The organism is Leptolinea tardivitalis (genome assembly GCF_001050275.1).
Lineage (GTDB): Bacteria > Chloroflexota > Anaerolineae > Anaerolineales > Anaerolineaceae > Leptolinea > Leptolinea tardivitalis.
The window spans coordinates 223,622-235,508 of the sequence record NZ_BBYA01000011.1 but is presented as its reverse complement, the minus strand read 5'-3'; the positions used below and the strand labels follow the sequence as shown (position 1 = coordinate 235,508).

The 11,887-nt window shown below is 47.1% G+C and carries 9 protein-coding genes; 6 read left to right on the top strand and 3 right to left on the bottom strand.

Going from position 1 to position 11,887, the window contains the following annotated elements; genetic code table 11:
- Window positions 1-11: 11 nt before the first annotated feature.
- The 3 genes from LTAR_RS13970 to LTAR_RS13960 all read left to right on the top strand — a co-directional run bounded on the left by LTAR_RS13970 (window position 12) and on the right by LTAR_RS13960 (window position 2,589).
- Complete coding sequence (locus LTAR_RS13970; protein ID WP_062422881.1) at window positions 12-326, top strand: hypothetical protein; 315 nt, start codon at window positions 12-14, stop codon at window positions 324-326.
- A gap of 194 nt (window positions 327-520) precedes the next feature.
- Window positions 521-1,927 carry a DUF8173 domain-containing protein gene (locus tag LTAR_RS13965; protein ID WP_062422880.1) on the top strand — a complete coding sequence of 469 codons (1,407 nt, stop codon included), beginning with the start codon at window positions 521-523 and terminating at the stop codon, window positions 1,925-1,927.
- Window positions 1,928-2,073: 146 nt separating this feature from the next.
- Window positions 2,074-2,589 (top strand): phosphoribosyltransferase, encoded by a 516-nt coding sequence (locus LTAR_RS13960; RefSeq protein WP_062422879.1) that lies wholly within the window; start codon window positions 2,074-2,076, stop codon window positions 2,587-2,589.
- A gap of 9 nt (window positions 2,590-2,598) precedes the next feature.
- Here the strand turns inward: LTAR_RS13960 and LTAR_RS13955 are convergent, their stop codons facing one another.
- From LTAR_RS13955 to LTAR_RS13945, 3 genes are read right to left on the bottom strand one after another with little or no spacing between them, the layout of a single operon-like run.
- Entirely contained in the window at window positions 2,599-3,642 is a 1,044-nt protein-coding gene (locus LTAR_RS13955) for a glycosyltransferase family 4 protein (RefSeq protein ID WP_062422878.1), read from the bottom strand.
- Complete coding sequence (gene wecB / locus LTAR_RS13950) at window positions 3,642-4,775, bottom strand: non-hydrolyzing UDP-N-acetylglucosamine 2-epimerase (RefSeq protein WP_269079274.1); 1,134 nt, start codon at window positions 4,773-4,775, stop codon at window positions 3,642-3,644. The genes LTAR_RS13955 and wecB overlap by 1 nt, the downstream gene beginning before the upstream one ends.
- A gap of 28 nt (window positions 4,776-4,803) precedes the next feature.
- Entirely contained in the window at window positions 4,804-6,081 is a 1,278-nt protein-coding gene (locus LTAR_RS13945; RefSeq protein WP_236686613.1) for a nucleotide sugar dehydrogenase, read from the bottom strand.
- A 127-nt stretch (window positions 6,082-6,208) separates the two neighbouring features.
- On the opposite strand from LTAR_RS13945, the gene LTAR_RS13940 reads away from it, so the two are divergent.
- From LTAR_RS13940 to polA, 3 genes are read left to right on the top strand one after another with little or no spacing between them, the layout of a single operon-like run.
- Entirely contained in the window at window positions 6,209-6,715 is a 507-nt protein-coding gene (locus tag LTAR_RS13940; protein WP_062422876.1) for a DUF3592 domain-containing protein, read from the top strand.
- Window positions 6,716-6,764: 49 nt separating this feature from the next.
- Window positions 6,765-9,020, top strand: a complete 2,256-nt coding sequence (locus tag LTAR_RS13935) for a transposase (RefSeq protein WP_062422875.1) — start codon at window positions 6,765-6,767, stop codon at window positions 9,018-9,020.
- 48 nt (window positions 9,021-9,068) lie between these two features.
- Window positions 9,069-11,864: a DNA polymerase I gene (gene polA / locus LTAR_RS13930; RefSeq protein ID WP_062422874.1), complete on the top strand. Its 2,796-nt coding sequence runs from the start codon at window positions 9,069-9,071 to the stop codon at window positions 11,862-11,864.
- The last annotated feature ends 23 nt before the right edge of the window (window positions 11,865-11,887 follow it).

The window sequence follows — 11,887 nt, the reverse complement described above, 5'->3', positions numbered from 1 at the left end:
GGATTTTTTCCATGACAAAATGGACCAAACTCTTTCAAAACCTTGATAAGCAAATTGTGGCACAGTTTGTGGTTGTCATTGTTTTTCTGCTGGTATGTTACTGGATTGCCATTCAGCCCAATCCATTTGAAGTGGCAGACCTTCCGCCAGCACCGCAAAGCGAGCACATTGCCCCACCGAATCCAACCCAACTGGCAGCCAGTGCTACAGCTTATCAGATTGAAATCGAAGAAAATCGCGATCAAACATTGGGAATTGTTCTGGGGGGTGGGATTCTACTTGCATTAACGATTGGTGGAACTTTGCTGGTTTTAGGAAAACAATAGACATTTCCTCCAATCTTTACCCGAGGTATATGCAGAATCTCCCGTTTGAGCGGGAGATTCTGCTTTCTTTAATAACAATCGGTACTATTCCAAATAAGGTTTGCAACGAATTATACAGAAACTCGTATTATTTCATGAAACATGATGTTTAATAGAAAGATGGGGTATACCCATTTAACCAAAGGAAGGGAAAGATGAACATGAGTAAAGGGAATTTCATTTGGCGGGGAATAGCCGCTCTTTTTATTCTTGCTATGGCGTTATTTACCATAGTTCCGCCTGTGCATGCCGCCGAGATCAATAATTCAGGCGTCGTCAAAGAAGGCGAAACGATCAATGATGATCTTGTCCTCAGTGCCGATACCGTCCGTATGGACGGAACCATTAATGGCACATTGATGGCTTTTGGAAATGATATCATCATCAAAGGCGATGTTAATGGCGATCTGATCGCATTGGGGCGCGCAGTTACCATAGTTGAAGGAGCAACAATTGATGGAAATATCTTTACGGCAGCCCAAAACATCACTGTAGATGGCAAAGTAACCGGAAGTGTTCTCGGTGCCAGTGCAACATTGACCAATGGAGCTGCTTCTGCCATTGACCGCAACCTGTATTATGCTGGATACAGCTATATTCAATCGGCTGGTTCAAAAACCGGCAAGGATATTCGCGCCGGTCTATACCAGGCTGTGTTAGACGGTGAAACCGGGCAAGATGCCGTTGTATACGGCGAAGCTATTGAAGTCAGCGGGAAAATTGGCCGTAATGCAGAATTCATTGTCGGCAATCCATCCAGTCAGGTTAATCAAACACCTCCATTCATCCAAAATATGGGTGTTTCCCGCAATCTTAAACCCGGTTTACGCGTTGATCCGGTTGCTATGATTGGTGGTGTAATGACATATACCAGCAAAGTCAATCAAAGCAGTTCTATTGCCGCCACCCCTGCCGGTGGGATCGTCTTCCACACTCCTGTCCCATCTGAAGAAGAAACTAACGCAGCCACAAAGCCAGTTCCTGCACCTTCTCCTGCAAGTCAAGCTTTGGCCATCTTTAGCTCTCTATCCGGATTTGCAAGCAACCTGATCTCTCTTCTGCTGGTGGGTGCCTTATTACTCTGGAAATTTCCGACCCTACTTAACGAGAATATTGACATGGTAAAAATGAAACCCTGGCAATCCACGGGTTACGGTTTCGTCATCGTTATTGTGGGGTATGCAGCCCTCTTCCTGGCATTATTCCTCATAATTCTGGTGGGAGTAATCATCGGATTTGTAACAGTGGGTGGTCTGGGTGGAATCACAGTGGCTCTAGGACTTTCCGCTCTGGCAACTGCGGGTGCCATTTTCAGTCTGGCTGTGTCCTTCATCAGCAAAGTCATCGTGTCGTACTTTGCCGGTCAATGGATTTTCTCCAAACTTGCGCCGACAAATTCAAATATTGTCTGGCCATTGATCATTGGAGTAGTCGTTTATGCCATATTACGGGCCATCCCATTCCTGGGTCTTCTATTCGGAATCATAGCTACCCTGTTGGGTGTCGGCGCCATGTGGTTGGTTTTCAAGCAGAAAAACAATCCTTCCGTTGAAGCGATTTAATAGTTAGCCATACTCTTATAAACGAGCGGTGATTATTGGTTCACCGCTCGTATTTTTATAATTAGATTAAGACGCAAATATTCGATTTATAGGGAGTGTTTGCTATAATTTATTCGTCACAATTACTAGCGGAAGGGTGATCCAACATGCGCCGTGAAATCCTCACCTGGCAGGATATTGATCAATTAGTCGACCACATCATTCCCCAGTTTGAATCAGAATTTGATGCCATGCTGATGATTACCCGCGGGGGGATCGTTCCAGGCGGTTTGCTCGCAGAAGCATTAAGTATCACGATTATTTTGACAGCAGCCGTTGATTTTCCGGCAGAAATTGAAGGGGAAAAGGAACATGCCCGGTTGCGCGTTTGGCCAAAATTCCTGCAATTTCCCGATGAAACCCTGGTTCGTGATAAACGCATTCTTATCGTAGACGATGTCTGGGGTTCCGGGCGAACTATAACAGCCGTCAAAAACCGCATTTCCGGCGCCGGTGGAATGCCTTCCACCTGTGTGCTTCACTTTAATCCATATCGGAATTTGTTCGGCAACGTCAGGCCAGATTTCTATGCAGCAATTACCGATGCATATATCGTTTACCCATGGGAAATCAGCCGGGGGCAGGATGGTGTTTTACTTCCAGGCATGGAACCCCCTTTATAGAAGCAGACCTTAATCAAAAAGGATCGAAGTGTATTGATCCACCATTCGGGATATACCGAATGCTTCTTCCGCCCTCTGGCGGGCCGGCTGACGGAATTTATCCTGATTCAACAGGATCTCAGCCGCTCCTTTTGCCAGTCCGGCAATATCCGGATTTTCCAAATTCCAGTAGTTGGATCCATAGGGTACAACCAAACCCGAATTTCCCGTAATGATTTCAGGGAGAGAACCTGTAGCATATGCCAGAACAGGCAGTCCGCAAGCCAGGGCTTCGATGACGGCGTTGGGACAGGCAGCATTTAGGTCAGCTGAAAACAGTAGATGTGCAGACCGGTCTAAAGAGGCAATCTGATTTCCAGGTACCACTCCCGCCCAGTCAACCTGACCGCCCGATTGGCGTGACCAGTAAGTTTTCAAGTGCTCTGGAACACTCCCGGCCACCGTTAATCGAACAGGTTTATCCATTTGTTGATTCAAAAGTTGGGTCAACTTGACTGCAGTATCCAAACCACGTTCATACCCACCGCCAATATGAGCTTCTACCATTAATAGCCGATAGATATCGGATGGAAGTTCCTCACTTCCTGCCGGGGAAAACTCATTCAAATCAACGCCATTATAAGCAACGGAAGAAGGAGCCCGGGTTGTCCCGCAAACCGTCTGCCACCACTTGCTGGCAAACTGGCTTTGATAAACAATCCGGTCGGCCAAATTTTTACGAATATATCGCAAGAGAAGATTGTTAATTTCACAACGAACGTAATAATCGGGAGCCACTCTGAGTTTCCGATGTATCCAATTCATGCCATTCAGCCGTTGAACAATCCGAAGATTTTTCCGTCTTGCTTTGAGAAGCGTGCCGATGTCTTTTGTTCCCCCGATGACAAGGACAGCACCGCATCGTTCATCTTCGATGGAATCCAGTTCTTCAATACCTCTTTCCTTCAATCCACGGGTCAACCGGCCGCGGAAAGAGGCAGGTCCGCCTAAGCCATCTATCTTAGGAAGGATGAATACACCCCGGTTCGTAACACCTGATAAAGTAGGCTGCATCAACCAGTAAACTCCCTGTGGTCAAGAATGGCATCAACGATCCGATGGGAAGCCTGACCATCACCAAAGGGGTTGCAATACCCTTGCCGAAAATTCTGATCAGAAGAATTCAACACACTATTTACTGCATTTACTATGGTCTTGGGGTCAGTTCCCACCAGCTTAAGAATCCCACTTTCAAGTCCTTCAGGACGTTCCGTTTTCTCTCGAAGTACGAGAGTCGGTTTTCCAAGGCTTACAGCCTCTTCCTGTATTCCACCGGAATCTGTCAGCACCAGTCTGGCGTTTTTAAGCAAATGCACGAGCGGCAAGTATTCAAGCGGGTCCAGGAGTTGAATGCTCTTATGATGACCAAGCAGTCTGTGAACCGGTTCAGAAACATTGGGGTTCCGATGTACAGGGTAGACAAACCTCATTTGATCGCCAAAGGCATCAGCCAATTGCAGTATGGCCTGGCAGATATGCTCCAACGGCTCTCCAAAATTTTCCCGCCGATGAGCCGTTATCAGAATTAACTGGCGGGTCTCGGATATCCCCAATGTTTCCAGAAGATCCGTCACCTCTACGGGAGCCGGACGATTAACAATGGTATTCAAGGCATCCACAACAGTGTTCCCCGTTACTTTGATAGACTCATCAGGAATACCTTCGTGAAGCAAATTATTCCGGCTATGTTCTGTTGGTGCAAAATGCAAATCTGCCACCGTACTGATGATTCGGCGGTTGACTTCTTCCGGGAATGGCTGCCATTTATCAAAGGTGCGCAATCCAGCTTCCACATGCCCCACCTTAATGCGTTGATAAAACGCCCCCAAAGCTGAAGCCATGGCAGTTGTGGTATCTCCCTGCACCAAAATCCATTCAGGTTTCATTTTGGAATATATCGCATCCAGGTGTACAAGAATCTCAGACGTCAACCCTGCCAGTTGTTGGTTGGGCTGCATTAAGTTCAAGTCAACATCCGGGTGAATATCAAATAATGATAAGACCTGATCCAACATTTCACGGTGCTGTCCGGTGACACAAACACGGGAATCAATAGACGGGTTTGCCTGCAACGCCTTTACTACGGGGGCCATTTTTATAGCCTCCGGACGGGTTCCAAATATGGAGAGCACTCTGACAGTCTTCAATGATTTTAGGTCTTTATCAGGTTGCGAATCAGAAACGTCCCACACCCAATCGAAACACCTTGAAACCGCCGGCCGTCCATTTATCCTGCGGCCATGTATTGACAGTATCTATCACAACTCGAGCTGGAGTCAATTTTGCCACAACCTCCGGTTCCAGAGTCCGGATGGGGGTATGCGGAACAAGGACTAGAACAGCCTCGGCATCAGCAAAAACTTCAGCCAGAGAAGACACCAATTCCAACCCCGGAATTTCGGCTGTAGTTTTATACGGTTCAAAAGCCTTTACCTTTGCTCCCTCCTGCACCAAAAGGTGGGCTGTTTCCACAGCCGGACTTTCACGCATATCATCCACATCTGCTTTATAGGATAATCCGAGCAAGGCTATCCGCCGGTTGCGTAAAGAACCCAGAGCTTTTTTTACCAGTTTGACAACAAATTCAGGCTGGCTGTCATTGACTTTCCGTGCTGTATGAATCAGAGGGGTGATATCGGGAGCTGCTTCGACCAGGAACCAGGGATCAACACTGATGCAATGCCCGCCCACACCGGGGCCGGGATTGAGGATTTTCACCCGTGGGTGTTTATTGGCCAAAGCAATAGCTTCCCAGACGTCAATTCCAAACCGGTCAGCCAGTCGTGAGAATTCATTGGCAATCGCGATATTAACATCGCGGTATGTGTTTTCCATTAACTTGACCATTTCGGCCGTGGTGGCATCCGTCAGGTGAATAGTTCCTTTGACAAATGCGCTGTAGAGATCGCGTCCTGCTTCTGCTGAGGACCGATCAACACCGCCAATAATGCGGTCATTTTCAATTAATTCACGCAAAATCTGACCGGGCAACACCCGTTCAGGCGAATAACATAATTTGAAATCTTTACCAGCTTTGAGGCCGCTCTCTTCCAGAATGGGTGCGACCAATCCGGCTGTGGTTAATGGTGGCGATGTGGATTCGAGAACAACCAGATTGCCTTCTCGAAGACAGGGAACAATGGCATGAGCAGCCGATGTAACAAAAGACATGTCTGCCAGCTTTTCCCCTTTAAAAGGAGTGGGAACGGCAATTATGAACGCATCTGCCTTTTCCGGTTTCGCCTGAACATGCAATTTCCCATTCTCAACGGCTGTCTTGACCAGGTCACGTAGACCGGGTTCGTAGATATGCAGCTCACCAGATTGAAGCGTCTCAATAATATGAGGATTAACATCTACACCGACCACCTCAATGCCGTGTGTGGCAAATGTGCTGGCGGTTGGTAGACCAATATACCCCATACCCAGAATACAAATTTTCTCAAATTTCACAGGATCACCTGAAAGGTAGTTTTACTGCGCCCGGAATTATCCCATGATTCATAAGGCATGAAAAGCCCTGCCGGAGCGACAAAATATATCTATAATAAAGTGAATTCTACTACACGGTGGTGAAATCTTGAACAATATCAACCTCGGAACATTGATCCCTCTGGTTTTCAGTATACTCGCCGGTGGAGCAGGATGCGCTTTAATCGTCATGGCATTGCACAGGAAGCGGACAGAGATCACAACCAATTCTTGGCTTCCAGCCGCCGGAGTCATACTGAGCAGTGAGGTAAAGGAACACCAGTCCATAAAACCCGGCAATCAGGATCGTACAGTCTTCTCCCCATTGGTTCATTATCAATATACCTGCACTGGAAGGACTTTTGCCGGCTTACGGGTAACTTTCAACCAATTGGAATACACAGAGAGCAAAGCTCGGGAAATAGCCGACCGGTATGTGGCCGGAGCTCCAGTTACAGTGTATTACGATCCTCTGCATCCAGAAGAAGCAGTCATTGAGCGGAATACCACCCGTTACCAGTCAATTTTAACAACCGGATTGGTTTTATTTGCTCTGGGAGCCGGGTCATTTTGCATGACATTTGTAATTTATTGGGCAGAAAAAGCCTTTCATTAACCCTGCATAGAGATAAATCGGCACATTCATTTCGTGATAAACTCTACATATGCCGTTGGATGTGTTGGTTACCACACCTTCTGGACCATTCGGGGAATTAATCCGACTGACATTGGAAGCTGATCCGGAATTTCGCTGCACATTATTGGATAACAGCGGTGAACTCCGGTCAACATTACAGGAAAGTACTTTTCAGGCGGTGATCTTCGACTGCTCCTTCCTTCAACCTGATCCTACGCAGGTTTCTGCCCTTTTAAAAGACGAGTTCCCAGGGATTGCCCTGTTATTAATCCCATCGGATCATCGCATGGATTCGACAGCGATAAGATCCATTCCGGCAGCTGGCTATGTTTCGCGGCCATTTGATTCGTCCATTCTTCAGGCTACCGTCCGAGCTGCCATTCAGAAGAAAAGAACTCCTGTTGCAGTTGATCCTTCACCAGAACCGATCATCCGAAAAGACACATCCTGGTGGAATGCATTTCAAGTAGGCATCCTTGAAACGGCTGCCACGGGTGGATTAATCATCCAGAATGGTCTGGTAATAGCCAGTACACCCGGAATCAGTGCAGCCCTTCAACAACAGGTAACCGCTTCCGTTTTAAGGTTTTGGAACCCGGATGAATCTTCTGACCTGATGCGGTATGTAAAAGACCTGGTTACTGGGCAGGAATGGATGATGTACGCCTCCAAAGTGGAAGACGGCTCTGTTCTTGCCTTGTTATTTCAACCGCAGACACCTGTCACAAAAGTACGCTCACAGACACTGAATATGGCCAAAGAGATTTCTACTCTCATGGTCAAACCGGCTGTTCAAGAAAAAACGTCAGAGGTTCGGTTTTTTGAAAGTCCTGAGCCGCCCAAACTGCATGAAATCCTCGGACAAAAACTTGAGCCTGAAGCACCCCGCGTGATTAAGAACAGTTTCCCTGTGGAATGGTTCCGAGAGGCAGACCTGCCCGAATTCAATCAATCATCTGAGAAGGGAAATCCTGAACAAGAGGCAAATACATCCGATCAGGTTCCATACACTCCTGCGGATGAAACAGAAAAATTTGAACAGACAAATTCAGGTAAAACGCCTGTTGGAATATCCGCTGATGAACCTGATGCAGAAAAATCAAATAAATTGACCGAAGAGCCCGAACCGGTGGAAAGTTCTTCTGCTTATGACAGGTTGGAACAATCTCCGGTAGAAACAATTAATAGTAATGTTCCCATCAGTCCTGTTGAAATACAGGAAAAACCACTGACTTCGACGGTTGAAAGCGAAAAAGAACACTTCCCTTCCGTTGACCTCACTGTTGAACCTTACGTGGATAACGGATTGGATTCAATGCAACCCATTCCTCTGGGACGGAAAAAAGAAAACCTTACCTCTTCTGTCAATACTTCAACTGAGAAGAAATTGGATAATCCTGCAGATCAACATCCGCCTGTTGAGATTACACAACCGCTGGTAAGGCAAATTAGGGAAGAACCGAACGAATCCATTCCGGTTGACAAAGAGATCAATCCTGAAGTAAGTGCCGATTCTGGATTGGATCAAGAACCGGAACTCTCATCATCTGGGGATATGGAAGAAAAGAAAGCCGTTGCCCCAATGGAAGAAGAGATACTTGACAGATATCTCTCTTATGTTGATACAGCTCAGGAAAAAGTAGAGATAGACTCGGAACCGATTCCAGAAACACAAAGTCAGATGGCACCTTTAGATAAAGAACAGGCCCCTGTCAATGAGACAATCCACACCGGCTTTACAGAACCTGTGATTACCCCGTTTGCGGCGGAAGATACTAAAGAAGATGCTTCGGTTGAATCGTCTGAATCTTCTGTTGCCGGTGTATCTCCTTTACAGGCCTCATTGCAACCGCCTGATGATAATCTCCTCTTGAAAATGAATCATCTCGAAGAGCCAGACCATGAGGTAGAAACCGAGACGTACACCGTAGCCATGGTTCCCCGCCTCGAGAGCACCATTTTGCACCGTCAATTGGCCGGTATCCTGAATCAGACAATGTCAAGGCTCTGCCTGGCGTTCAACTGGAAACTCGACAACCTCACCATCCGCCCTACATATATGCAATGGATGGTCACCATTCCCGTATCCATTGCTCCAGAAGATATGGTCAATATTGTGAAGAAAGAAACCACACAAGAGATTAAAAAATCGGGCTTTGTCGAATCAGCCACAGAGGAAGAATTCTGGGCATCTGAAAGTATGAGCGCACCGGGTAAAGATTTCATCCCTTCCATTCACTGGCAAAACTTTATTTTGCGGCGAAAAACCCACGAGATCGCGTAATGTGGCACAATTGTTGCTAATTTTCCCGGACTGACAGGAGATGTCTCTGTGCCGCCAACCCTATACCTCATCGATGGACATGCTCTGGCATACCGCACGTATTTTGCCCTGAGTTCTTCCCCCAGTATTCATTTCACCACACGGTCTGGAGAACCGACAGCCGGAATCTATGGCTTTGCTTCGGTAATGATCCGGATTTTAGAACAAAATAAACCCGATTATCTCGCGGTGGCTTTTGACACAGGTAAAACTTTCCGCGATGATATCTACCCGGCTTATAAGGCGACACGGGCAAAGATGCCCGATGATCTGCGGCCTCAGATAGAACGCATCAGACAGCTGGTAGATGCCTTTGGATTCCCACGGCTAGAGATGGAAGGATTTGAAGCCGATGACATTCTGGGCAGTGTTGCCCGACTGGCTGTTGAAAAAGGACTTGCCGTAAAAATTGTTACGGGTGACCGTGATCTGCTTCAACTGGTCAATGATCACATCATCGTCAATCTGGCCGGAAAAAGTCTGTCAGAAGCAAAAGATTTTTTTGCTCCTGATGTAAAAGAATTCCTTGGCGTTTGGCCTAACCAGGTGGTGGATTACAAGGCACTGGTTGGCGATAAGTCGGATAATATTCCTGGAGTACAGGGTATTGGGGAAAAGACGGCCATCAGTCTGTTTGAAACGTATCCCACATTAGAAGCCATTTTTGAACATTTGAATGAACTGCCTCCCCGAATAAAAGCCAAAATTGAATCTGACCGGGCAAATGCAGAAATGAGCCAAAAACTGGCGGCCATTCGCACAGACCTCCAGATCCAGATCGACCTGACACAGGCAAAAACCGACCACATTCCATTTGACAAAGTGGAAGCTTTCTTTGCCGATATGGAATTTCGGTCACTTCAAAACAGGTTGAAAGTACTTTCCGGAGCCTCCCTTCCGGCTGCACCCTTGAAGCAGGCTCAATTGACTTTTTTTGATGATACTCCGAAGATTTTGGGGGAGAATCCCAAACATGAATTAAAGACGATTATTGTTCGCGATACTGCCGGTCTTCAAGAAATGTGCACCAATCTCTCTACATCTGATTGGATCGCACTGGATACCGAAACCACATCAACAAACCCGATGCAGGCAAATCTGGTCGGCATTTCCCTTTCCAACTCAGTCGGTACCGGCTATTACATCCCAGTTGGGCACCGCGACAATACTCCTCAGGTATTCCTATCCGATATCCAGAAGAGTCTGGGGCCGCTCTTGATTGATCCTAAAATTCGGAAGGTCGGGCACAATCTAAAATATGACATGCTGGTGCTCCGTCGGCATGGACTTCCAGTATCACCAGCATCCTTTGATACCATGATTGCCGCCTGGCTGATTGATCCGGCTTCCCACCGTCTCGGATTAAAAGACATGGCAGAAGATGTCCTCGGTGTGCAGATGACACATATCGAAGAACTGATCGGGACGGGCAAGAACCAGCGAAGTATGGCCGATGTTTCCGTTGAAAAAGCAGCACCCTATGCCGCCGCAGATGCCGAAATCACTTTTCAATTGCGAGAAGCCCTCGAACCCAAATTGAACGAACATCAGTCCACCCGGCTGATGGATGAAATTGAAATGCCGCTGCTTCCGATCCTGGCGGATATGGAACAGACGGGTATCGGGTTGGACACCAATTTTTTGAAGACCATGTCCCGCGAATTGACGGAGCGATTGAAAGAGATTGAACGAAACGTGCAGGAAGGGGTGGGTTATCCATTCAATCTGAATTCCACACAACAATTATCCACAGCGCTTTTCACCACATTGAAACTTGAACCACCGGACAAAAGAAAAACCACCGCCAGCGGGCATTATTCCACATCCGCAGATGTACTGGAACTTTTACGAGGTAAGCACCCGGTAGTTGACCTTATTCTGGAACACCGCGAATTATCCAAACTTGTTTCCACCTATATAGAAGCTCTTCCCCAACAGGTCAATCCTCAAACCCGGCGAGTGCATACGAGTTATAATCAAACGGGTTCTGTCACAGGCAGGCTGGCATCTTCAGAACCGAATTTGCAGAACATTCCGACACGCACTGAATTGGGACGGAAAATCCGGCATGCATTTATCGCCGATCCCGGCTGGCTGCTTCTCTCCATCGATTATTCTCAGATCGAATTGCGGATTGTGGCCCATATGGCTCATGATGAGGCCATGTTGGCGGCTTTTCATGCCGGGCAGGACATTCATGCGGCTACAGCGGCTGCGATTTACAACATCCCATTAAGTGAAGTAACAAAAGAACAACGCCGCCATGCCAAGGCAATCAATTTCGGCCTGATCTACGGAATGAGTGCCTTTGGCTTAAGTCGTGGAACGGACCTCACCCTGGCAGAAGCGGAAGACTTTGTAGCCGCGTATTTCCGTCAATTCCCGGGCGTAAAAAATTACCTTGATGGCTTGCGGAAACAGGCTGCCCGTCAGGGTTATGTTGAAACTATGCTGGGTCGGCGCAGATACTTTCCAAATCTTCGTAATCAAATGAATCCTAACCTCAGAAACCGTGAAGAACGGGAAGCCATCAATGCACCCATTCAAGGGACAGCGGCGGATATCATGAAACTGGCCATGATCAAAGTTCCACCTGCCCTGGCCGAGGCAAAATTACAGGCCAAACTGATCCTCCAGGTGCACGATGAACTCGTACTCGAATGTCCTGAAGGAGAATTGATTGATACCGGTAAAATAGTGATGCAAACAATGGAATCAGCTTATCCATTATCCATCCCATTGTTGACGGAAGCAAAATATGGTCAAAACTGGGAAGACATGTTGCCACTATCAGAGTATAAATAGTATTATTCTTGGATATGCAGGTT